This window comes from Paenibacillus sp. NPDC056933, from assembly GCF_042674385.1.
In the GTDB taxonomy this organism is placed as follows: domain Bacteria; phylum Bacillota; class Bacilli; order Paenibacillales; family Paenibacillaceae; genus Paenibacillus.
The window spans coordinates 837,187-861,770 of the sequence record NZ_JBHUQN010000002.1; the positions used below are offsets into that span (position 1 = coordinate 837,187).

The 24,584-nt window shown below is 49.2% G+C and carries 22 protein-coding genes; 1 reads left to right on the forward strand and 21 read right to left on the reverse strand.

The features are described from left to right. Window positions 1-20 precede the first annotated feature (20 nt). The 3 genes from recG to ACFTRD_RS18685 are packed head-to-tail and all read right to left on the reverse strand — an operon-like array spanning window position 21 to window position 4,777. Window positions 21-2,066, reverse strand: a complete 2,046-nt coding sequence (gene recG / locus ACFTRD_RS18675) for an ATP-dependent DNA helicase RecG (RefSeq protein ID WP_379382591.1) — start codon at window positions 2,064-2,066, stop codon at window positions 21-23. 10 nt (window positions 2,067-2,076) lie between these two features. After that, entirely contained in the window at window positions 2,077-2,940 is an 864-nt protein-coding gene (locus tag ACFTRD_RS18680; protein WP_192268704.1) for a DegV family protein, read from the reverse strand. Between the two features lie 28 nt (window positions 2,941-2,968). Continuing rightward, entirely contained in the window at window positions 2,969-4,777 is a 1,809-nt protein-coding gene (locus ACFTRD_RS18685) for a DAK2 domain-containing protein (protein WP_379382594.1), read from the reverse strand. Between the two features lie 640 nt (window positions 4,778-5,417). Here ACFTRD_RS18685 and rpmB point away from each other — a divergent pair. Continuing rightward, entirely contained in the window at window positions 5,418-5,606 is a 189-nt protein-coding gene (gene rpmB / locus ACFTRD_RS18690) for a 50S ribosomal protein L28 (protein WP_024631107.1), read from the forward strand. Between the two features lie 195 nt (window positions 5,607-5,801). Here the strand turns inward: rpmB and spoVM are convergent, their stop codons facing one another. The 18 genes from spoVM to dapF all read right to left on the reverse strand — a co-directional run bounded on the left by spoVM (window position 5,802) and on the right by dapF (window position 24,576). Next, a complete protein-coding gene (gene spoVM / locus ACFTRD_RS18695) occupies window positions 5,802-5,882 on the reverse strand; it encodes a stage V sporulation protein SpoVM (protein ID WP_019424875.1) in 81 nt (26 codons plus the stop codon). 167 nt (window positions 5,883-6,049) lie between these two features. After that, window positions 6,050-6,301, reverse strand: coding sequence for a hypothetical protein (locus ACFTRD_RS18700; protein WP_192268708.1), 252 nt, complete (start codon window positions 6,299-6,301; stop codon window positions 6,050-6,052). Between the two features lie 2 nt (window positions 6,302-6,303). Beyond that, entirely contained in the window at window positions 6,304-6,963 is a 660-nt protein-coding gene (gene rpe / locus ACFTRD_RS18705; protein ID WP_053784310.1) for a ribulose-phosphate 3-epimerase, read from the reverse strand. Window position 6,964: 1 nt separating this feature from the next. Continuing rightward, window positions 6,965-7,882: a ribosome small subunit-dependent GTPase A gene (gene rsgA, locus ACFTRD_RS18710; protein WP_379382597.1), complete on the reverse strand. Its 918-nt coding sequence runs from the start codon at window positions 7,880-7,882 to the stop codon at window positions 6,965-6,967. Between the two features lie 62 nt (window positions 7,883-7,944). Further along, a complete protein-coding gene (gene pknB / locus ACFTRD_RS18715) occupies window positions 7,945-10,155 on the reverse strand; it encodes a Stk1 family PASTA domain-containing Ser/Thr kinase (protein ID WP_379382599.1) in 2,211 nt (736 codons plus the stop codon). Further along, window positions 10,152-10,928, reverse strand: coding sequence for a Stp1/IreP family PP2C-type Ser/Thr phosphatase (locus ACFTRD_RS18720; protein WP_379382601.1), 777 nt, complete (start codon window positions 10,926-10,928; stop codon window positions 10,152-10,154). Before ACFTRD_RS18720 ends, pknB begins: the two co-directional genes overlap by 4 nt. Window positions 10,929-10,935: 7 nt before the next feature. Then, window positions 10,936-11,976, reverse strand: coding sequence for a dual-specificity RNA methyltransferase RlmN (gene rlmN / locus ACFTRD_RS18725; RefSeq protein WP_062324423.1), 1,041 nt, complete (start codon window positions 11,974-11,976; stop codon window positions 10,936-10,938). A gap of 230 nt (window positions 11,977-12,206) precedes the next feature. Continuing rightward, the gene (gene rsmB / locus ACFTRD_RS18730; RefSeq protein WP_379382603.1) at window positions 12,207-13,727 is read right to left on the reverse strand and encodes a 16S rRNA (cytosine(967)-C(5))-methyltransferase RsmB; all 1,521 of its coding nucleotides are present in this window, start codon (window positions 13,725-13,727) and stop codon (window positions 12,207-12,209) included. After that, a complete protein-coding gene (gene fmt / locus ACFTRD_RS18735; protein ID WP_379382605.1) occupies window positions 13,724-14,677 on the reverse strand; it encodes a methionyl-tRNA formyltransferase in 954 nt (317 codons plus the stop codon). The genes rsmB and fmt overlap by 4 nt, the downstream gene beginning before the upstream one ends. A gap of 12 nt (window positions 14,678-14,689) precedes the next feature. Next, on the reverse strand, window positions 14,690-15,178 hold the full coding sequence (gene def / locus ACFTRD_RS18740; RefSeq protein WP_192268718.1) for a peptide deformylase: 489 nt from the start codon (window positions 15,176-15,178) through the stop codon (window positions 14,690-14,692). A gap of 184 nt (window positions 15,179-15,362) precedes the next feature. Then, entirely contained in the window at window positions 15,363-17,912 is a 2,550-nt protein-coding gene (gene priA / locus ACFTRD_RS18745; protein WP_379382607.1) for a primosomal protein N', read from the reverse strand. Between the two features lies 1 nt (window position 17,913). Next, window positions 17,914-19,149: a bifunctional phosphopantothenoylcysteine decarboxylase/phosphopantothenate--cysteine ligase CoaBC gene (gene coaBC / locus ACFTRD_RS18750; RefSeq protein ID WP_379382609.1), complete on the reverse strand. Its 1,236-nt coding sequence runs from the start codon at window positions 19,147-19,149 to the stop codon at window positions 17,914-17,916. A gap of 341 nt (window positions 19,150-19,490) precedes the next feature. Beyond that, on the reverse strand, window positions 19,491-19,706 hold the full coding sequence (rpoZ, locus tag ACFTRD_RS18755; RefSeq protein WP_024631120.1) for a DNA-directed RNA polymerase subunit omega: 216 nt from the start codon (window positions 19,704-19,706) through the stop codon (window positions 19,491-19,493). Between the two features lie 153 nt (window positions 19,707-19,859). Then, complete coding sequence (gmk, locus tag ACFTRD_RS18760) at window positions 19,860-20,432, reverse strand: guanylate kinase (protein ID WP_024631121.1); 573 nt, start codon at window positions 20,430-20,432, stop codon at window positions 19,860-19,862. 13 nt (window positions 20,433-20,445) lie between these two features. Next, entirely contained in the window at window positions 20,446-20,706 is a 261-nt protein-coding gene (remA, locus tag ACFTRD_RS18765) for an extracellular matrix/biofilm regulator RemA (protein ID WP_006209218.1), read from the reverse strand. A 51-nt stretch (window positions 20,707-20,757) separates the two neighbouring features. Continuing rightward, window positions 20,758-21,657, reverse strand: coding sequence for a YicC/YloC family endoribonuclease (locus ACFTRD_RS18770; protein WP_379382612.1), 900 nt, complete (start codon window positions 21,655-21,657; stop codon window positions 20,758-20,760). A gap of 19 nt (window positions 21,658-21,676) precedes the next feature. After that, on the reverse strand, window positions 21,677-23,566 hold the full coding sequence (locus tag ACFTRD_RS18775) for a bifunctional homocysteine S-methyltransferase/methylenetetrahydrofolate reductase (protein ID WP_379382614.1): 1,890 nt from the start codon (window positions 23,564-23,566) through the stop codon (window positions 21,677-21,679). A 176-nt stretch (window positions 23,567-23,742) separates the two neighbouring features. Next, entirely contained in the window at window positions 23,743-24,576 is an 834-nt protein-coding gene (gene dapF, locus ACFTRD_RS18780; RefSeq protein ID WP_379382616.1) for a diaminopimelate epimerase, read from the reverse strand. Between the last annotated feature and the right edge of the window lie 8 nt (window positions 24,577-24,584).

The window sequence follows — 24,584 nt, forward strand, 5'->3', positions numbered from 1 at the left end:
ACCACCATCCACAGCACCAATTAATCGATCAGATCACCCTGGAATACTTGCTGCTGCTGCAAAAAATCACGTAAAGGAGCGTAGTCAACAGACGTCCAGAAGCTGGTGTCCGCAATCAAACTGGATACATCATCGCGCGCCTGTTCCAATACGGCAAAATCCGCCACCATGTCAGCAAGCCGGAACTCGGGTAATCCACTTTGCTTTGTACCAAAGAAGTCTCCCGGTCCCCGCAAATCCAGATCTCGACGCGATACTTCGAATCCATCTTCCGTTTCCGTCATGACCTTCATGCGCTCCTGCCCCACCTCTGTCTTGGGGTCGGCAATGAGCACACAATAGGAGGCATGAGCGCCCCGGCCGACCCGGCCACGAAGCTGGTGCAGCTGCGACAGACCGAAGCGGTCCGCATCCATAATGACCATCAGCGTTGCGTTGGGTACATCGACCCCGACCTCCACAACCGTTGTGGAAACCAGAAGCTGAATTTCGTTGCTGTAAAAGTCACGCATCATCTCTTCCTTCTCGGCAGCCGTCATCCGTCCATGCAGCAGACCGACGCGGTACTTCGGAAAGTTCTGCTGCATCTGGATATGCAGGTCAATCGCATTCTGTACATCCAGCTTTTCTGATTCTTCGATAAGCGGACAGATCAGATACGCCTGTCGCCCCTGGTCCACTTCTCGCGAAATAAAGCCAAGAACCCGGTCCATCATGTCATGCTTGACCCAGTACGTCGAGATTGGAATTCGCCCCTTGGGACGTTCCGAGATGGTGGACACTTCAATATCACCAAAAGCCGTGATGGCCAGCGTTCTCGGAATGGGCGTAGCCGTCATCGTTAACACATCCGGGTTGTACCCTTTACGCCGCAAAATGCTGCGCTGATTCACACCAAAGCGATGCTGCTCATCCGTTACGACAAGACCCAGATCACGGAAAAATACATCCTCCTGAATCAACGCGTGTGTACCCACCACGATATCGATCATCCCCATCTGCAAGGATGCGATCAGATCTTTGCGCTTGCGTCCATTCACACTGCCCGTCAGCAGCCCCACAGTGACGCCAAAAGGTTCAAACAGCTTTTGCAATGAGCGCATATGCTGTTCTGCCAGAATCTCCGTAGGAACCATCAGAGCCCCCTGAAACCCGGAACGAACGGTTGTATACAGTGCAATCGCCGCAATAACCGTCTTACCTGAGCCTACATCTCCCTGCAGCAACCGATTCATTGAATACGGTGAACGCATATCATGCAGAATTTCAAGCTCTACCTTCTTCTGGGCATCGGTCAATTCAAACGGCAGACTGCGAACAAACTCACGAATCGTCGTATTATCCGTTGTATGCACGACACCATCCATGCGATCCCGGTTCAATGCCCGGTAAGCCTGCATCTTGAGTTGAAACAAAAACAGTTCCTCATACACCATCCGCTGTCTGGCCTGCTGGCCTTCCCGGTTATCCTGCGGGCGATGAATCCCGGCAATCGCCTGTTTACGAGGCATGAATCCATATTTCTTCATGAGTGCTTGAGGCAGGATTTCAGGAATCATGTCCCCGAATTGAACTAAGCCCTGATTAATCGTTTTGCGCATCCAGGATTGCGTAAGCTTGCCGGTTACGGAATACACGGGTTGCAGCGTGCCTGAACGCCCTTCCCCTTTATCCGGGAATTCCGAGTCCGTTACGGTCATCTGCATACGCTTTTGTTCCCATTTCCCGGTTATGACAATCTCCCGGTTAGGCGTAAGCTGATCCTTTAGAAAATGCCGATTAAACCAGGTGGCTGAAATCATCCACTCTTCCGTCATCACCTTACAGGTAAGGCGTGACTTTTTGCCGTAGCGCTGCAACACCGGGATGCCCATCACTTTACCCTGCACCGTAATTTTGTCCCCATCCTTCACTTCGCTGAGCGAACGCAGGCGATAGTCCTCATAACGGAACGGATAGTATTCAAGCAGGTCTTTTACAGTAGAGATGCCAAAGGCGTGAAGCTCTCCCTCTTTGAGAGCACTCACGCCGCTAATTTGTTTAACCGATATTTCTTCCCATTTCATGTCTAATCCCTCATTCCGGAACAGGCCACATAAAGATGGCAATTACGCCTGGCCCAACATGGCTGCCAATGACGGCTCCAATATTGGTATACACCACTTCATTCAGTGTAAAGTGCCCACGCAACTGCTCTGCACAAGCAATCGCTGATCCGGGGTCTGCGGTATGACCTACCGCCAGATTAACACGTTGACCCGCCAGATCCTGCTGAAACAGCTCGATAATGCGTGCCATGGCTTTTTTGTGACCTCTGACTTTCTCCACTGCGTAAATAACGCCTTCCTCATCAATAGACAAGATCGGTTTAATATTCAGCAATGTTCCCAAAATGGCCGCAGCCTTGCCAATCCGACCGCCTTTCTGCAAATACTCCAATGTATCTACGAGAAAAAACAGCTTTCGGCTCTGCTGCATGGCAGCTACAGCAGCAGCAATTTCCGCAGCTGATTTGCCTTGTTCGGCAAGCTCTGCAGCCTGTACAACCAATAAACCATATCCATAGGATGCAGACTTCGAATCCAGTACCGTTATATCGCCTTCACGTTCCAGCAATGATTTGCCGAGCAGTGCCGATTGATAGGTCCCACTCATGCCGGAAGACAAATGAATCGAGACAATCGGTCGCTCCGGGTCCTCATCCAACAGTGAATTATAGATACTCATAAAGTCGGTGGGAGAAGGCTGTGAGGTTGTAGGCAGCACAGATGCCTTCTCCAATTTTGCATAGAACTGTTCCGAAGTCAGATCAACGCCGTCCGCATAAGCTTCTTCGCCGAACAAAACACGCAGCGGAACAATATGAATCCCGTATTTACGGATCAATTCTTCCGGTATATCTGCGGTGCTATCGGTTACGATCGCAACCTTTTGGCTCATGAGATCCCCTCCTCTTTGCTTAAGTGTTTCAGGACTCTACAGAGAACAGATAATAATACACCGGCTGTCCTCCAAGATGCACCTCTACCTCAGCATCAGGATACTGTTCTTCAAGCCATGCTACAAGCGCAGCGGTGATCTCAGGTGCAGCCTCTTCTCCTTCAAGGATGGTCACCACTTCATCTCCGCTTTCCAGCATCTGTTGCAGCAGACCTTCACATGCATGCAGCATGTTTTCATCCGTTGCCACAATTTTGGAATTATGGATACCGATGTAGTGTCCCGCTTTGATATCAAGCTCATCATATTGCGTATCTCTGACCGCATGAGTCACTTGACCGGACTGTACCCGGCTAATCGCTTCAAGCATATGGTCACGGTTGGTTTCCGCAGACTCATCCTCCTGGAAAGCAAAAGCCGCTGCCATGCCCTGAGGAATCGTTTTGCTCGGAATCACCGTAATTCGGCGCTCATCTTCAAGCAGCTCCCGAGCCTGCTGCGCAGCAAGTACAATATTGGAATTGTTCGGCAAAATAAATACCTGTTCCGCTGCAATTGAACGCACAGCTTTCACAAAATCTTCAGTGCTTGGATTCATCGTCTGTCCACCAGACAGAACAACATCCACGCCGAGACTCTTGAAAATCTCTGCAATTCCGTCACCGGAAGATACCGCGATAAAGCCATATGGCGCCATCTCATCTGCTGGTGGCTCCGCTTGCTCCAGACTGCGCGTTGCTTCAGGCGGGATCTCTGCGAACAGTTCAGGCGAAGGTGCTATGTCCATGCCTGCCGTCAGCAGATCACGATGCTGCTCACGCATATTGAGAATGTGAATTTGTGTAATTTCTCCATAACGGAGGGCCAGGTTTAATACATCCCCAGGTGTCTTGGAATGCACGTGAACCTTAATCACTTCATCGTCAGCAATAATAATGATGGAATCCCCATTAACTGACAACGCTTTCCGGAATGCTTCATCATCGAATGCAACGCCTGCGTTCTCTCCCAGCTCACGATTAATAAAGAACTCCATGTCATACAGGAACTCAATATCTTCCGTTTCCAGTCTCGCCTGGGCAGACATGGGCATCTCTGGAACGATGACCTGCTGTGCAGGTTTCGCAGAAACCACCTCTGCCGGTACAGCTGATTTCAAAGCAGATGCCGCTGCGGATGGTTGTACATCTTTTTGCAAGGATGCCCGACTGACTCCGTCACTTTGCAGCAGAACCTCCATAAAGCCCTCGTAAATATATACAAGCCCCTGGCCACCTGAATCCACAACGCCAACCTGTTTCAATACAGGCAGCAAGTCCGGAGTCGTTGCCAGTGCTTCTTTTGCTTTTAACAAAACTTCATTCATTAATTCAGTAATATCATTCGTCCGTCTTGCGTAGTAGCTGGCATGTTTCGCCGCTTCCTTGGCTACGGTAAGAATGGTCCCTTCAACAGGCTTCACTACAGCTTTATAAGCTGCGTCCACACCGTTCTGCAGGGCTGCTGCAAACTGGAGCGTATTCAGTTCCTCGTAAGGAGCAGCTGAACGACTGAATCCGCGGAACAATTGAGATAAAATTACTCCCGAGTTCCCCCGCGCGCCCATAAGCAGACCTTTCGATAAAATACCGGCAGCTTCTCCGATGGAGGCAGAACTCTTGCGTTTAATCTCTGCGACTCCTGCACTCATTGTCAAATTCATGTTCGTTCCCGTGTCACCATCCGGCACAGGGAAAACATTCAGGGAATTGACGTGCTCTGCATGCTGTCCAAGTTGTTCCGCTCCGGCAAGTACCATTGCGGTGAAATCTGTTCCATTTAAAGAACGTATACTCAAGTGAGAATTCCCCTTCCTAGCTTGATACACGAACATCTTGCACCAAGATGTTAACTGGTCTGTTCATGCGCAAACGCTTATCGCGTTATTCTTCGTCCATACCTTGTCCGGCACAGGCATACAATACATAATGTCAGCCGGATTAACGGTCTGGGCGGCCGGGCAACCGATATCCTGCAATTGCTCTGTAACCCCTAATTCGGGGCATACGGATATGCACCGGTATCAAGAGCCGGCATGAATGCCGCATGGAGACTGGTGCCAATGATGGAATGCCGCAGCTCACAGCGTTGCCAAAAAAGCAGACCACCGACCTCTAAGGCCGATTTTTCTCCGGCTTTCTCGCGGCAACAGCCTGTTCACCACTGTATTATGGACTATTCAACATTGTACTATATTAGACAGGAGAAATAAATAAAGTTTTTGGATCAGTTGACGAAGCTTTTTTCAATATGATATTATATTCAAGTATTGTTTTATGCAGGTTTAGTAATGGAAATGATCCGGCTATGCCGCTTGAACACACCATTAGCTACTGGAACCCGGCCATTGCGGTCAGGAAGAACAATTTTAGTCCGTATGGAATGACATTCGTGTCTCCAGAGGGCAACTGGTTATTTTAGGATAGGAGGTGTAATCTATGTCTCGCAAATGTTATGTGACAGGTAAGAAACCGGGCACCGGTAACCACGTATCCCACGCTAACAACCGTAACCGTCGTTCTTGGGGCGTAAACGTTCAGAAGGTCCGTATTCTCGTGAACGGTAAACCAAAACGTGTATACGTAAGCACCCGTGCACTGAAAGCCGGTAAAGTGACTCGCGTATAATCACGCACAGCTACTATAAATCGGGTAAGCAAAAAGCACCTTGTTCCTTGCAGGTGCTTTTTTGGTATTCAGAAATAAATCATGAATACACACATTAGCATGTGAATGGCCGCCGCATGGCGCTTCGCAGGTCCGAATTCCAGATGATCCTGAAGCCAAAGCGGCGGTATTCGCCAATGGAACCTTTTAATCATGTCAGTTCTTTTGAAACGTATTAAGGATTGCCTTTACAAACCCTCCCAAAAACTTCGGCAGTTTGAATGTGTAAAATTTCATACTTCACCCTCCCCATCATGCTCATGCATCCGCCGTATCCTATGCTCCAGGCCTTCTTTACCTTAAACACGACAAAAAAGGCTACATGAGAAACCTGCTCATGTAACCATATTTATGCGGAACTCCCTGTCCCTATTCCACAATGACGAGCCTGGTTATCAGGTGATTTAGGTTTGGGCAGGGATATATTGATAGGCAGCGATCATAAACACACTCAGTAAGTAATACAGTATGCCGAATATAACAAAAGTAACCCGAAGTCCCGTACGCTCAAATTTGCGGAAGTACATAATGACAACACCAACCCCAATTAATGACGTAATCGCATTATAAGGGGATTGGATAACCGCAAACAAAGCAAGCACCAGCCCTGTAACGAGACTCGCAGCCATTGTCCACAGCGTCTCCTTGAGGTTCATGCTCAGCCTCCGTAGCTGCTGCGAATTTCGGCAATTGCGGCAGCACGGTCTTCACGACCAAATACAGCACTTCCCGCAACGAGTACATCTGCTCCGGCTTCCACAACAAGTGGAGCCGTGTCGGCAGCAATGCCTCCATCTACTTCAATGTGCACGTCATGACGTCCTTTTTCATTCAGCCAGCTGCGAATTTGCTTAATTTTGTTCATGGTACCCGAAATGAAAGCCTGTCCGCCAAAACCGGGATTTACGGTCATGACAAGTACCATATCCACATCGTCCAGCACTTCCTGAATAGCACTCGCCGGAGTTCCCGGATTAAGGGCAACCCCTGCCTTAACTCCCTGTTCCTTGATCAGATGAATAACCCGGTGCAAATGCACACAAGCCTCGGCATGAACTGTAATAACAGCAGCGCCAGCTTTCGCAAATTCCTCTACATAACGCTCCGGATTCTCAATCATCAAATGAACATCAAGGGGTAGGCTTGTATGTGGGGCGATCGCTTTTACAATCGCAGGTCCCAGCGTAATATTAGGGACGAAATGACCGTCCATGACATCAACATGAATCCAGTCTCCGCCAGCCGCTTGGGCTTCCGCCACTTCCGCGCCGAGACGTGCAAAATCCGCAGATAAAATAGATGGGGCAATTTTAATCATGTTAGTACCTCCGCTTCTTGTCTTTCATTTCTGTAAGGAATTGTTCGTAATGGTGATAACGGCTTTCGGAGATCATTCCCTCCGCCTTGGCTGCTAATACACGGCAGCCCGGTTCATGTGTATGGGTACAACCCCTGAACTTACACTGATCGGCATATTGAGCGAACTCCCGGAAACAAGTGGATAACTCCTCCACACCAATCTCCAGAAAGTCCAGTTGGCTGAATCCCGGCGTATCGGCAACAAAGCCTCCATTATCCAGCGGTATGAGCTCCACGTGCCTGGTGGTGTGTTTCCCTCGGCCTAGACGCATACTGATTGCACTGGTCTCCAGCGTCAGACCTGGCATCAGGGCGTTCAGCATGGAAGATTTACCTACACCGGATTGACCGGAGAATACGCTAATCTTGCCGGCAAGACGCTCCTTGAGCTGTTCATTGCCTTCACCGGTTCGTGAACTGGTAGAGATAACTTCATATCCGATCTGCTCATACAACGCCTTTACTTCAGCCACTGTATCACGAGCATCGGTTTCCGGATTAGCCAGGTCCTGCTTGGTAAGTACAATCAGTGCATCCAATCCGGCTTGTTCGATATGTACCAGGAATTTGTCCAGCAGATTGAGATTCATGTCCGGTTCCTTAACAGAAAATAGCAGAACAGCCAAACTTACATTGGCAACAGGTGGACGGATTAACTCCGTCTCACGCTTTCGGAGCTCATCTACCGTTCCTTCCCCGTTTTCTGTCAGCATGTAGCTGACACGGTCACCCACAAGCGGAGAGGTGCCCCGTTTTCTGAAGATGCCTCTGGCCCGACATTGAACGGCGGAGCCTTCAACCGAAGGCACCCCGCTGTCTTCCAGTGGCATGACATAATAGTAACCGCTTAGCGCTTTAACGATGATACCTTCTGGCATAGCTCCGTCGCCCTCCTTTAATTTACGGTACACGCACCCTGAACGTCAGCAATAAGCCGTCCTTACGGACGGCTCGATGCGTTAACGACTTCCTTTTTCTTGTTATCTTTGCCTTTGGCTTTGGAGGGACCCTTTTCCTTATTCATAGCCGAAGTATCTCCCTCTTCGTTGTCCACTTCACCATCCACAGGTGTATCAGGCTCACCCTCCTGATTAGGATCAACCGTTTCTTCGTCAACTTTGCCTGGATCAGTTTCATCAGGCGGTGGCTGCTGAGCACCCTTCTCAGGCTCGATGGTAGGCACAATAACCGTTCCATTTTTGGCCTCGCTGTAGGAAACCAAATACGTATCCAGGAATTGATCATCCCGATAGACCGAAACCACACCATCCACATTTGGAGCCAAAATAAGCGGAATGGTCAGCAATTGGGCAGACTTGATGGTCCGGGTTCCCCATTCTTGATTCTTCCCACGAGCGTCCTCGAAAGTAATTCGAATTTTGCTGCTCTTTCCTTCTTCTTTTGGTGAAACGTTGATGTTATAGGCGTAGTTCAATGCCTCTGGCGGATATCCTGTACTGATGAAAATGGTGATTTTGTCACCCGGGTTCACCTCTGTGCCGGCTTCCACAGGCCATTGCTGCGTAACTTTTCCCTGTTCAAACGTATAGCTGGGTTCTTCCTGTACCTGAGCAAGCACCAGCCCGGCAGACTTGATCAATTCCTCAGCTTGGCTGCGGGTCTTATTTTTCAGATCAGGCATTTTGACGGTTTTAGCGCCTTTGCTAACAGTCAAAACAATTTCAGTCTCTTTAGGATCGAATTGTACATCGACTCCAGGAGTTTGGGAGATCACGTTCCCGGATGCAACGTCATTGGAGAAATCATCCTTACGTTTGATCTGATCCTCGTTGATGCCCAGAGCAGTCAATTTTTTGACAGCCTCATCATAGGTATCCCCTTCAACACTGATCATTTTGGTCAGTTCCTTTTCAGCCCCAACACTGAGCTGCACCTCGGAGCCTTCCTTGACCACATCGCCTTCGTTTCGGGTCTGGTCAAATACAATGCCAGGGTCCACACCTTCCTTGTATTTCCGGATGACCTCGGTACTGACCACAAGTCCTTTATCCTGCAACATCTGACGAGCCTTTTCCTCGGTTTGGCCAATCACATTGGGTACCGTAACATCAGGCACAACGAGCATGCCTTTTACGTACCATACGACCCCAACCATGGCGATGAGAATAAGGACTGTCAACGAGATCAGCAGCGCCGGCTTCTTCCAGTTCTTTGTTTTGGGCTTGCCTTTGTTATTATCATCGTCAGAATCCGTCACAGGTACAGCACCTGTTGACGTTACGCCACGCGGCTCCGGCTTGATCGCTGGCATAACGCGGGTCTGATCGATATCATCCTCATCCGGAAAATCAATCTTTGTTTCATTGCGTCGTTCCGGCATCAGGCAGGTTTCGAGATCTGTCTGCATTTCTCTGGCCGACTGGTAGCGCTCCTGCGGATTTTTGCGCATGGATTTCAGAATAACGTTCTCCACGCTCTGCGGGATCAAAGGATTGAATTTTCGTGGTTCATCAAACTCTTCCTGTAAGTGTTTCAGCGCAACACTGATTGGACTCTCTCCCAGGAATGGAAGCTGCCCAGTCAGCATTTGATAGAGTACAATACCTAGAGAATATAAGTCCGACTTCTCGCCAGTCACGATGCCTTTGGCATGCTCCGGTGAGAAATAATGTACGGAACCGACCACCGAGCCGGTCTGTGTAATAGTTGTAGACGTAACCGCGCGGGCAATCCCGAAGTCTGTTACTTTCACACGGCCATTACGGCCAATCAATATATTATGCGGTTTGATGTCCCGATGAATGATTTGATTATGATGTGCATGATCGAGGGCATCCGCAATCTGGGAAGCGATTCGAACCGCTTCGTCTACCTGCAGAGGCGCCCGCTCTTTAATAATTTCATTCAGGTTTTTGCCTTCGACGTACTCCATGACAATATAATGCACGTCATCTTCCTGCCCCACATCGTAAATACTGACTACATTGGGATGGGACAGTGATGCTGCGGACTGTGCTTCCCTGCGGAAACGACGAATAAACTCTTCGTCATGCACAAATTGCTGCCTTAGCACTTTGATGGCTACGTTCCGATTGAGCAAAAGATCCTGGGCCTTATACACGAGAGCCATGCCTCCACCGCCGACACGCTCGATTACTTCATAGCGTCCGCCTAGCTGGTGCCCAATCATGACTCACACCCCGTTTCCGATACCGCGGAACCTTCCTTTTGCAATTCAAACAGTGCAACCGTAATATTGTCATCTCCACCGGCAAGCAAAGCCAGCTGAAGCAAACGGTCTGCCCGATCTTCCAATGCCAGATCCAAATTACCTGCGACCTGAATCAGTTGCTCATTGCTGACCAGGTTACTTAAGCCATCACTGCAGAGGAGGAGAACCTCGCCCTCTTCCAGCTTGATTGTATCCAGATCCACCTTCACTTCGGCATCTGTGCCAAGTGCACGTGTCAGCACGTTGCGACGCGGATGATGAGAGACGTCTTCTTTGCTGATCTGACCATTTTTGAACAATTCATTCACCAGAGTATGGTCTTCAGTCAACTGGATCAAATGTTTGTTCGCAATTTTGTATGCCCTGCTGTCACCGATGTGACCGATAACGCCCTCCGTATCATTCAATAAGGCTGCTACCACAGTGGTACCCATGTTATGGTATTTGTCATCTGTGGATGCGGTGCGGAAGATGACTTCGTTGGCATGCAAAATAGCATCGCTGAGTGCGGCTGACAAAGACGCATGTGACAGACCTGGTTCAAGCATTCCCAGATCCTGCACCAACGTCTCTACCGCCAGGCGGCTCGCCGTATCTCCTGCAAGATGTCCGCCCATACCATCGGCAACAATACCCAGTATATAACCTGTTTCAAGATTTCGAATCCAGGCTGAATCTTCATTCACCGAACGCACCCGTCCGATATGGCTCACATGAACTGTTTTGATCAAAACGTTCTCACCTCAACTCCATATGCTTTGCACGAAGCTGGCCGCAAGCGGCAGCAATATCATGTCCCTGTTCACGACGAATGGTTACATTCACACCCTGCTCCGAAAGAATCTTCTGAAAATTGAAAATATCACTTCTGGATGTTCTTACGTACTTCCGCTCAGGTACATGGTTTACCGGAATCAGGTTGACGTGGCACAACATGTTCTTCAGCACGCCCGCCAGTTCTGCCGCATGCTCCGGCTGATCGTTCACGCCACCAATAAGTGCGTATTCAAACGTAATTCTTCTTCCGGTTTTGGCCAGATAATAACGCAGTGACTCCATAACATCATCGAAAGGAAAACGACGGTTTACCGGCATCAGTTTGGAACGCAATGCATCGTTAGGCGCATGAATGGAGATCGCAAGGTTAATCTGCGTGTCTTCATCAGCAAACTTGTAGATGTTCGGTACGATTCCGCTTGTGGATACCGTGATATGACGCTGACCGATATTCAGTCCTTTTTCATGAATCATGATACGCAAGAACGTCATCGTGGCTTCATAGTTTTCAAAAGGTTCACCCGAACCCATGATTACGATGCTGCTGACACGTTCACCCCGTTCATCCAGAATTTTTTGGGCTTGCACAACCTGAGCGACAATTTCGCCAGCTGTAAGGTTACGCTTGAGTCCGCCCAGCGTGGACGCACAGAACGTACACCCAATCCGGCAACCAACCTGTGTCGTTACACAGATGCTGTTGCCATAATTGTGCTTCATAATCACTGTTTCGATCGCATGATCATCATGCAGACCGAACAGGAATTTCACCGTTCCATCCTTGGATTCAAACTTCGTAATTTCGGTAAGTGTAACGAATTCAAACTGTTCAGTCAGCTTTTCACGCAGTGCTTTGGACAGATTCGTCATTTCACTGAAATCATTTACACGTTTCACATAAATCCAGTCAAAAATCTGACCACCGCGAAAAGCCGGCTCCCCGTTATCGATAGCCCACTGTTGCAGCTCTTCCAGGGAATAATCATATATAAAAGGTTTCATTTTGTTGTCAACACCTATTCCTTCTTTTCTTTTCATTCTTCCTATTCTATCACAAAGACCACTTTACATCCATGTATACCCTTGCTGCCCGTACTTCATGCATTATAACACCTCAGTGTCTGCATCGCACCATATCATCACTTTTTACCGATGTTCAACCTTCTGTCTTATCACAAAGAAATCCGCCGAAGTTTCCCTCGGCGGTCATCCTTCCGTGCTTTATTAAACTGTTAATCGCCTATCCTTGTCAACCTCGCAATGAAAAATCCGTCACTGTGAGCGTACTGAGGCAAGATCTGCACCCCACCGTTCACAACCTTCCAATCGGCTGTTTCCGATCCAGACCAGACCAACTCTTCAGCCGCCTTGTATTCTGGATGCCGATCCAAAAAGTCAGCGACCATATGCTCGTTCTCCGCAGGCTCAATCGTACATGTACTATACACCAGAATACCACCTGGCTTTAACAGTGGTGCAACCCGATCCAGCAGTTCACGCTGCAAGTTGGAAATATCCTTGATGTCTTCTGTGGATTTGGTCCATTTGACATCCGGCTTGCGACGAATAACACCTAAACCGGAACACGGTGCATCCAGCAGTATACGATCGAACGATGCCTCTGGGTAACGCTCATCCAGATCCAGAGCATCTCCTGTAACGGCATCAATGCAACTGAGTCCCAGACGATCCGCCTGATCCATAATCAATTGACGTTTATGAGCATGTACATCATTCGCAACAATCCGTCCACGGTCCTGCATTTTCTCCGCCATATGAGCTGTCTTGCCACCGGGTGCTGCACAGCAGTCCAGTACAATCTGACCTTCTTCAGGCCCCACTGCCTCGGCTACGAGCATCGAACTTTCATCTTGAACGGACAGCAGGCCATCCCGATACCAGGACGTAAGTGCCATGTTGCCACCACTGCGAACGAGAATGCCTTCCGAACTAAGTCGGGAGGGTTCCACGATCGCACCCGTACTCTCCATCTCTTGCATCAATTTCTCACGTGTAGTCATTGTTGTGTTCACGCGAACACTAACCGCAGGCGGTTCATTATTCGCACGACAGATCGCTTCCGCCGTCTCTTCGCCATACTGGCTGATCCAGCGTTTGACTAACCACAGCGGGTGAGAATGCTCAAGTGAAATACGCTCAGCCGCAGGCAGATGCTCGGGAATATGCAGTTGATCACGGTTACGGATCATATTTCGCAGAACCCCGTTCACCATACCGGAGATACCCTGATGACCTAACTTTTTAGCCAGGTTGACGGCTTCGCTCACCACCGCGTGTTCCGGAATCCGGTCCAGATATATCATCTGATACACGCTGATACGCAGCAAACTTCGAACCCAGGGTTGCAGTTTGGATACACCTTTGGCTACGTAACGTTCCAGAAAATAATCAAGGGTATTCAGTCTCGAAATCGTACCATAGACCAGTTCGGTAGCCAGCCCCGCATCTGCTGGGCTAAGCTCGGCTTCTTTCAAACGTCGGTTCAGCTCAAGGTTGCTGTAAGCCCCCTCTTGTTCAACGGCGCTGAGCACCTTCACTGCGAGTGCACGAGCAGAGGTTTTGGGCCGCTCCGAGCGGGATGCACCATTTGCTGAAGATGAGGATGCAAATGAATTTCCTGTACCACCTGATTTCCCCGAGTTTGGACGACCCTGGTTTCCTCCGCGCCCGGACGCATTTCCTGCGACTTTATGACCAGTTCCTGACGGGCGACCCGGCGTATTTCCGCTCATTTCAGCACCGTTCCTGGTTTCAGGGTACCGCCACGGGCGAAGTCAGCGGCTTGCATTACTTTTTTGCCAGCGGGTTGGACCTCAGTAAGCCAGAGGGAACCATCACCTGTGCGAACTTCAATGCCGTTCTTGCCTAATTGCAACACTGTTCCCGGCTCAGCTTGTCCAGCATCCGAAGACGTGAGCACATCCGCCTGATTCGGATTTGCTGCTGCCCAGACTTTGAAGACCTGCTCATCCCACATCGTAAATGCACCTGAGAACGGCACAAGTCCGCGAATCTGATTAAACAGTTCACGCGATGTACGGTTCCAGTCCATCTTCTCATCGTTCCGAGTCAGATTGCGGGCATACGAAGCCTCGGCTTCATCCTGAGGGACAGCCTTTGTTTCGCCAGCAACCAGCCGCGGCATTTCTTCCTGAAGCAACTTGGAGCCCGCTTCGCTGAGCTTTACAAACATGGAGCCTGATGTATCTTCATCCGTAATCGGCACTTCAACACGTGAGATCATATCCCCTGTATCCAGACCTTCCGCCATGAACATCAGCGTAACTCCCGTTACTGGCTCCCCATTAATAATGGAACGCTGAATCGGGGCCCCACCGCGATATTTGGGCAAAAGCGAACCATGCACGTTTACACAACCTCGAACGGGCATATCCAGCACAGCTTTGGGCAGAATCTGCCCAAAGGCCGCGGTTACAATCAGATCCGGCTTCCATTCGGCCAATCGGGCCACTGCTTCCGGATCACGCAGTTTCACCGGTTGAAATACAGGCAGGCCGTGGCGTTCTGCCGCAGCCTTGACTGGTGTTGGCGTAAGCACCTTTTTGCGACCCTGTGGTTTATCCGGCTGTGTCACTACGCCAACCACGTTATACCCCTCGGCTATAAGCATATCAAGAGAAGGTACTGCAAATTCAGGCGTTCCCATAAAAACAATATTCAAGTCGATCACTCCTTAGTTACGACGCGGCCCGGTTTGTTCGGCTGCAATTTCGTACACCTTTTCAGCAATATCTGTAAAGAGTACGCCATCCAGATGGTCAATTTCATGCTGGAATGCGCGTGACAACAACCCGCTGCCCGTAATAATCAGTTCCTTGCCTTCACGGTCCAGCCCTTTGACTGTAACTGTCTCAAAACGGCGTACATCACCGTTAATGCCAGGGATACTCAGGCAGCCTTCAGGTCCAAATTGCTCTCCCTCACTCGAAATGATTTCAGGATTGATCATCTTGATCAAGCCCTGCTCATCTCCAGCATCGATCACAATGAGACGTTTCAAAATACCAACCTGTGGTGCAGCAAGACCTACGCCTTCAGCGTCATACATCGTATCTGCCATATCATCCAGCAGTTTCTGTACATTGGGTGTAACTTTGGTTACTTCTTTAGCTCTTTTGTGTAGTACCTCATCCGGTTCTTTCACGATAATACGAATCGACATGTTGTAAGCACCTTCCTAATCCTCATCATAATTTCAGGACATGAGGCTCATTTCAAAAATAAGTACTGATTTTCTGCTATGTAGCAGGTATCAAAAACTGATTTTAAGGAATCGAGCCATCATTCATGTTGTTTTTAATCTATGTTTATACCGCTTGTTTACATCCGCATTTTACTCCAAATGCTCACATTAACATTTGCGGGTCTACATCCAGACTAATTTGCAGTTTCTGCGCCTGAACATCGTCGTCCATGCGCCGGGCCGTCGCAAGCGCCAGTCCGATGGCGTCGACATCCCCCCGCCATTTTATCATACATTGGAATCGGTATCTATTCTTGATCCGAGGAATGGGCGACGCTACCGGTCCAAGCACGTCAAAGGCATCATTGCTGAAACGATCCAGGCTGCCTAACCAGCCAGCAGCATTTGCCTTTTCTTTCAGTATCCGTGTGTAGTTCTCAGCCAGACGGATCAATACCGGAAGCTGCTCATGTGAGAAGGTCACCAAAATCAGGCGACAGTAAGGCGGATACTGCAAATTGCGCCGATGCAACAGCTCCTCACGGACAAACGAAACATAGTCATGCTGACTCGCATGCCCAATCGAATAATGCTCTGGTGTATAGGACTGAACAAAGACCTCACCCGGAAGTTGATGTCGACCTGCACGACCCGCCACCTGGGTAAGCAGTTGAAATGTTTTTTCGGCAGCCCGGAAATCTGGCAAATTGAGTGCCGAGTCTGCTGTTATGACACCAACCAGGGTGACATCAGGAAAATCAAGCCCCTTGGCAACCATCTGGGTGCCCAGCAATACGTCTGCCTTTTTCTCGCGAAACTGCTTCAGCAGCTTCTCATGAGAGCCTTTTTCGCTCGTCGTATCCACGTCCATCCGAATGACGCGAATACCCGGGAACAGCTTCGCCAACTCTTCCTCTACTCGCTGTGTACCTGTCCCAAAATACCGAATATGCTCACTACCGCAATCCGGGCACACTTCAGGCGCTGCTTCCGCATATCCACAATAGTGACAACGAAGATTGTTGGAGCGCTGATGATAGGTTAGCGAAATATCACATTCGGGACAGCCGGCAACATACCCACAGCTGCGACACATCACAAAGGTGGAATATCCGCGTCGATTCAGCAGAAGCACGGTCTGTTCCCCGCGTTCCAGCCGCTCCTCCAGTCCTTTGTGCAAGGCACGGCTGAACATCGAGCGATTTCCATCCTTCAGCTCTTCACGCATATCAACAATACGGACCTCCGGCAGCTTGTTGCCAAGTGCGCGGGTAGGCATCTCCAACAAAAGTGGTGCAAAGTCATCATTACTCTGTGAACGAGCAGCATAGTAACTTTCCAGCGAAGGTGTCGCTGAACCCAGAACAACGACGGCCTGGTGCTGCTGTGCTCTTTTTACCGCTACATCACGGGCATGATATTTCGGGGTTTCTTCTTGTTTATATGAAGTCTCATGCTCCTCGTCCATTATGATCAGACCAAGACGACTGAACGGAGCAAAGACTGCTGAACGGGCGCCAATGGCAACCTTCACCTGACCTTCCCGAATTTTGCGCCACTCATCATAACGCTCTCCGCCAGACAACCGACTGTGCATCACGGCAACCTGGTCACCAAAGCGTCCTTTGAAACGCTCTACCATCTGCGGTGTCAAAGCAATCTCGGGTACAAGCACAATCGCCTGCCGATCCTGTTCAATACAGCGCTGAATGGTCTGGAGGTATACTTCCGTCTTACCGCTGCCTGTTACACCATGAAGCAAAAAGACGCCATGGCGCCTCTCCTGCAATCGACCATTAATATTGTGATAGACATGCTGCTGCTCGTCAGTCAGATTCAGTGGCTCGGTCGCACGAAACTTACGGCCCTGATAAGGGTCACGGAAGACTTCGACGTCCTCCGTCACAACCAACCCTTTCTCCTCAAGCCCTTTGACTGTAGCTGCTGATACCTGAAGGGTGGCCAGCAATTCTTTCATCGCCATTGGCAGCAGTTCTTTCATTTCAAGCAAAAAAGCCAGAACTTCTTTCTGCCGTTGTGCCTTTGCAGGGAACGAAGTCAACGCCTCTTCCACAGCCGCCACATCCACAGCCAGATTAATTGACTTCATCGTTTTTTTATTCAGCTTGTCCTTAATCGCCTGGCTCTCCAGTAACACACCACTTAGCAACAGCTTCTTGATCAGCATCGCATGATTGGGATATTTCCGACTGAGTTGTTGCAGAGGAACCTGCCCGCGACTCTTCACAAAACGAATAATATCCTGCTGCACTTTCTCTGTCGTCGATTCCTCTCCCCATACAAATAGAACCTCTTCACCAGTCTCCGAACCTCCCGTTTGTCCGTCGAGGGCATCTCCAAGTGAGATATACCGCTCTGCTTTCCCTTTCAGCGCAGTTGGTACCATGACCTGTAAAGACAAAATGCGATTGCTGGCATAACGTTCACTCATCCATTCAGCCAATTCAACCAAATCTTCAGATAACGGTGGAACGATATCCAGCAACTCCTGAATCGGTTTGAGTTTGAAAGACTCCGTGCCCGTGCGAGGCACCAGATCAACCACGAAGCCCTGCACCGTCCGATGACCAAAAGGTACACCTACCCTGCTGCCAATCTCAATCCATTCACGCATGGATTCCGGTACCAGATAGTCAAAAGGCCGATCCGTCTGCTTCACAGGAACATCGACAATAACCTTGGCGATTTCCATATTAATTCCTCCCGGCAATGCGCTCCGCCGCAATCGAAAGCAACCGGCGGGCGACTTCTTCCTTCGCCACCACCTGAAGCTCTTCCACCAACCCTTCACGGTCATAGATGTGCACCGCGTTGGTATCTGTTCCAAATCCGGCACCCGCACGGGTGACATCATTGGCTACGATCAGATCACAGTTTTTCCGTTCCAGTTTCTCACGTGCATACCTTTCCATTGAATTGGTCTCAGCAGCAAACCCAATCAGAAATTGGTGACTCTTCTGCTTGCCCAGTGTTTCAAGAATATCTATATTTTTAATAAGTTCAAGCGAGAACGTATCGCCCTTCTTCTTTATTTTCTCCGTGTACACATCCTTGGGACGATAATCCGCAACAGCTGCCGCCTTCACAACGATATCGGCATCCTCCCACTGTCCAGCCACCGCATCATACATATCCTGTGCCGACTGTACGGGAATTACATGTACATTGGCTGGTGGCGGAACCTGTGTATTGCCCATCACCAGCGTAACGTTCGCCCCAAGATCACGCGCTACTGCCGCAATGGCAAATCCCATTTTCCCTGAAGAATCGTTTGTAATATACCTTACCGGGTCAATGCGTTCAATCGTCCCGCCTGCGGTGACTACAACCTTTTTGCCCTTAAGCAAAGAAGCTAGTTCATGACGTTCCCGTTTGGCTAACTCCTGTTGTTCAAAGAACCGTTCGACCACATCGACAATCGTCTCCGGCTCTTCCAGGCGTCCTTTGCCAACATACCCGCAAGCCAGCTGCCCTTCACCCGGCTCAATCATCAGGGTTCCCCGTTCGGTGAGCAAACACATGTTGTGCTGGACCGCCGGATGATCATACATATGTACATTCATCGCCGGAGCGATCATCACGGGAGCCGTCGTTGCAAGCAAGGTTGTTGAGAGCATATCATCGGCCATGCCATGTGCCATTTTGGCAATGACATTGGCTGTTGCCGGAGCAACCAATACAAGATCGGCCATATCCGCCAGATGAATATGCGAGACAACGGAAGGCTCCCGCTCATCAAATGTATCACTATATACCACATTTCGGGTCAAGGTTTGCAGCGTTAATTCGGTAATAAACTGTTTCGCGGAATCCGTCATAATGACATGGACATCCGCCCCTTTTTGTACCAGCCTGCTGCACAATGTCGCCGCCTTGTATGCGGCTATGCCGCCAGTTACACCGAGCACGATTTTTTTACCGTTCAACATGGTTATTCCCCCGATATATATGACATTATAAGAGGTTGTTCAAAAAGTCCGCTTTTGATTACGAAGGATGCCTGGAGGCATCATCAGCATCGAATATGGAATTCAGCCGAAATAAGCGGGAGGCTTACGAAGTATGTTTCCAAAGGAAACATTTTGGTTGCTCGCGTAGTTTTCCCTACGCTCCGCTACTCCATTTCTAGCTTCATCCCATCTTCTCGGTACTGAAAACCGGTCTTTTTGAACACGCATTATAAGGATGAATAGAGAAAAAAATAACAACCTCGCGGTTGTCAAATAAAGCCGGCTTGCGCCGTATGCAGTTGAAGAGCGCCGCTAGCGGCTTACTCTTCTTCCTCTTCGTCCTGTCCTTTGATGACAACGAGCAGATCACCATAAATTTCTTCGAGTGCAACGCCAACCTGTTTATGGGATCTGGCATTTCTCAAATCCGTTTTCTCACCTTCACGAAGCTGTCTGGCACGGCGGGAAGCGGCAACAACAAGTGAATACTTGCTGTCAACTTTGTTCATCATTTCATCAATAGAAGGATACAGCATATTTACAAAACACCTCTTTGCATTAGTATAATCGCAATGCACCACTGACGGATCATGATGAATCGTCTAAACCACGTTAACCAGACGAAGCTGCTCTACCTATATCCTATGACAGCAGCTCCACTGATTATCGCAATCCTTTGCGGAATTGGATTATTTATTGATCTTACAATGTTCGGCGATAATGATGCTTTCTATTCGTTTACACGCCAAATCAATTTCGTCATTAACGACAGCGTAATCGTACTGCTCCAGCAGACTGATCTCATCTACCGCGACGGACATCCGGTGATCAATCGTCGCCTGACTTTCCGTACCACGGCCCTGAATGCGATCTTTAAGCTCGTCCAATGAAGGAGGCAACAGAAATACAAAGATCCCTTCCGGGAACTTCTCTTTCACTTTTAAGGCGCCTTGAACTTCAATCTCAAGAATGATGTCCCGGCCTTCATTAATCGTTTTCTCCACAAAATCACGCGGTGTTCCGTAATAGTTCCCTACATATTCTGCATGCTCCAACAATTGATCTTCAGCAATCATGTTCAGGAACTCTTCATGGCTTCTGAAGAAATAATTGACACCATGTTCTTCTCCCAGACGAGGCTGACGAGTCGTTGCCGATACAGAATAAATCAACTCCGGCACCCGTTTGCGCAAAGCGCTGCATACTGTACCCTTCCCGACCCCAGATGGGCCGGACAACACAACCAGTAATCCCTTAGACATATTACACTCCATTTTATTCGTCGTTATCATCATCTTTCGAAGAAAGACGATGGGCGACCGTCTCTGGCTGTACCGCAGACAGAATGACATGATCGCTATCCGTAATAATAACGGCACGAGTACGTCTTCCGTACGTTGCGTCTATCAGCATATGACGATCTCTTGCCTCTTGTATAATTCTCTTGATCGGCGCCGATTCCGGACTCACGATGGATATAATCCGGTTCGCCGATACGATGTTACCGAATCCAATGTTAATGAGTTTGATTGCCATAATCAGGTTCTTCCCCCTATACATGCGACTCTTTTGCCGAAAAATGACCGCTCATTCGATATTCGCCGCTTGCTCACGAATCTTCTCCAGTTCCGCTTTCATCTCGACAACACGGTTCACCAGAGCCAAATGGTTGGCTTTTGATCCAATCGTATTAACTTCCCTATTCATCTCCTGAATAAGAAAGTCCAACTTGCGGCCTACCGGCTCATCACTCCTCAGCAGCTCCCTGCTCTGTCCAAAGTGACTCAGTAGACGCGTAAGCTCTTCCTCTATGTTAGAACGATCGGCAAACATAGCAATTTCCATACCTAATTTATGCTCGTCAAAAGGGAAAGAGCCTTCTTCCTGCATTTCCGTAAGCCTTTGTCTTAACTTGTTGCGATGATCACTCACCACAGTCGGGGCAAGAGCAAGCATCTCGGTATGCAGTGATTCCAGGCGACTGACTCGTCGCTCCAGATCACTGGCCAGATGAAGACCCTCGCGAGCGCGCATCTGCTCCAGACCGGATAAAGCCTCTTCCAACCCAAGCTGCAGGACACGCTCCCATTCGTCTTTCTGTTCTTCGGGAAGCGAACTTGTCCCATCCGAATGAATCATGACTTCTGGAAGTGACAGCATATCCATAATACTCGGTTTGCCCTGCATGCCATAGCGGCTTTCCAATTGCTCTGCGGCCTGAAGATAGGCCCTGACCGCCTGCTCATTCAGAACAGCGGGAAGAGCCTGGTCTTCATCTTTTTCTTTCATCACATAAACATCAATCCGCCCACGTTTTAATCGGCTCTGTACCATTTTCCTCAATCCGTCTTCATAACACGTCCACTCTCTCGGGAGACGCATCATCACTTCGCAATAACGATGATTAACAGACTTGATTTCCAATTGTACCTTATAGCCTCCGAAATGAAAGGCGGATTGACCGTATCCGGTCATACTGAATGACATCGGCATCACATCCGTTACACTATTGTAATTGATTATTAGGGTTGAAACAAGTAGGACATTGATGCTCCGACTTCTCCCAGACATATTGGGTCAATTCGGCCGTCATACCATAGAACATGAACGGAGTCATTAAATAGATTCCTTTAAAATATTCTGTCGCTACATCCAGAAGCTCCTTGGCAATCTTCACACCCATCGCCCGGCCTTCTTCGCCTTCAAGACCTGCCATCCGTAAACGCACTTCATCTGACAACTGAATACCCGGAACCTCATTATGCAGATACTCTGCGTTTCGGCCGCTGGCAAGTGGCATAACCCCTACAAAAATGGGCACATCCAAGTGCTTTGTCGCTTCATGCATGGCTACAATTAATTCGGGATCGTACACCGGTTGCGTCATAATATAGTCAGCTCCGGAAGCAATCTTTTTCTCTAGCCGCTGTACAGCTTTATCCAGATGTTTCACATTCGGGTTAAATGCGGCACCGATAACAAATCCCGCCTTCTGCTTGAGCGGTTTACCGGAGAAGGACACACCGTCGTTCAACTGCTTGATCATACGTATAATTTCAAAAGAAGTCAGATCGTATACCGAGCTTGATCCAGGCAAGTCACCAAATCGTGCAGGGTCACCGGTTACAGCCAGTACATGGTTAATGCCAAGCGCGTCAAACCCCATCATGTGCGACTGTGTTCCAATCAGATTCCGGTCACGACAGGCAATGTGCACCAGTGGGCGCAATCCTGTGCGATCCTGAACTAGATGACCAAGAGCCATATTGCTCATCCGGGTAACTGCAAGGGAATTATCAGCCAATGTTAACGCATCTGCACCAGCTGCTTTCAGTGTCTCGGCCCCTTTCATGAACTTCGCAATGTCAAGATCACGGGGCGGATCAAGTTCGACGATAACCGTATGGCGCTGTTTGACCAGATCCACAATCGTGGGCTGTCCACCCCGTCCGGATCGTTCATCTACATTCTCATGCAGAATAATTCGAGGTTTGGACTCTGACGGATCAGGTTCCAGTATAGGTGCAGGTGTATATTCAACAAGAGCCTGGGCAATCGCCGTGATATGATCAGGTGTCGTACCACAGCAGCCTCCGATAATACGCGCACCCAGTTCAGCAAATTGCACTGCGGTCTGTCCGAAGTATTCCGGTGACGCGCCATAACGGAACTGACCGTCTACATAGTCCGCTGCCCCCGCATTCGGATACACAGACATGGGAATACCAATACGACCCGACACCGTTTCCATCGCCCGCATAATTCCGTTTGGACCTGAACGACAGTTGAAACCAATGACGTCAGCCCCCTGCTCACGCATGATTCGGAATGCCTCAGGCATCGTAAACCCATCCAGTGTATGCCCAACATCCTCCACAGCGAACTGTCCAATGACTGGCAAATCACTCAGCTTGCGCGCCTGTAGAAGAGCGATATCCATTTCCTCGATATCATAGAAGGTTTCGAGCAAAATGCCGTCCACTCCTTCATCCAGCAGTGCATAAATCTGCTGCTGATAGAAACGCTTCAATTCACTCGTTGATACGTTCGTCCGCTTTCCTCCACGGATGGAGCCAACCGCGCCGAGAACATAACCATTTGGGCCAGCGACTTCTTTGGCAATGCGGGCACCGGCACGATTGACATCCTCCACCTTGGACTCCAAACCGAACTTGGACAGCTTATCGTAATTGGCAGAATACGTGTTGGTTTCGTGAATTTCCGTACCCGCATCGCGATAACGACGATGTACATCTGCCACCACTTCAGGTGAAATCAAGTTTAACTCTTCATATGAAATCCCTACCGGGAATCCCATCTGATACAGGAAGGTTCCCATCGCCCCATCCCCAATGAGAACCCGTTCCTGCATTACACTGCGCAAATCCGCCTTCATCCCTTTTCCCCCCGCCTGGCTGATCATTTCATACTAATGTAACACAAAAAACGTCCCGAAACGAAGAAAAACACAGGTTTTCCGTAAAATTAAGTCTCCATAACCATCTGGACAAGCATGAATTCCTATAACTGCAAAAAAAGAGGCCCTCAGGCCTCTTCATTTAAACCGTCTTCTTACGAAGTGATTCCCTTGAATACAACTTCAGCTGGTCCGGTCATATACACATGATTGTCGTCTTCGTTCCACTCAATATGAAGGTCTCCGCCCTTAAGGCTGATCACCGCTGTGCGATCCGTATGTCCGTTCAGAACGGAAGATACCAGTGTTGCACAAGCTCCGGTTCCGCACGCAAGGGTTGGTCCAGCGCCGCGTTCCCATACACGCATGTCCACATATCCGCGATCGCGAACGGTTGCAAACTCCACATTAATTTTTTTGGGGAACATGGGATGAACCTCCAGAAGCGGCCCCCATGTGGAGAGATCAAAATTCACAGCATCATCCACATAGATGACCGCATGAGGGTTACCCATGGATACAGCCGTAAATTTGAACTCCTGTCCGTTCGCTTCAATAGAATGATTCACCACCGGCTTGGCGTCTACAGTTGTTGGAACTTGAAGTCCGTCCAAGATGGGTTCTCCCATATCAACACGAACGGTTTCCACTTTACCATCACGAATGTTCAGGCTGACAGGTTGTACACCTGCACCGATGGTTTCAATCGTAATCTGTTCTCGTTTCACATGACCGTGATCATATACATATTTCGATACACAGCGTATTGCATTTCCACACTGCTCTGCTTCGGAACCGTCCGAATTCATGATGCGCATCTGAAAATCCGCCTTCTCTGAAGGCAGTATATAAACCAGGCCATCCGCGCCGATGCCGAAGAAACGGTTGCACCATTTTACAGCCAATTCTGCTGCATCAGCCGGAAGCTGTTGTTCTCCAAACACAACAATAAAATCGTTGCCGAGTCCATGCATTTTCGTAAATTCCATAACCTTGC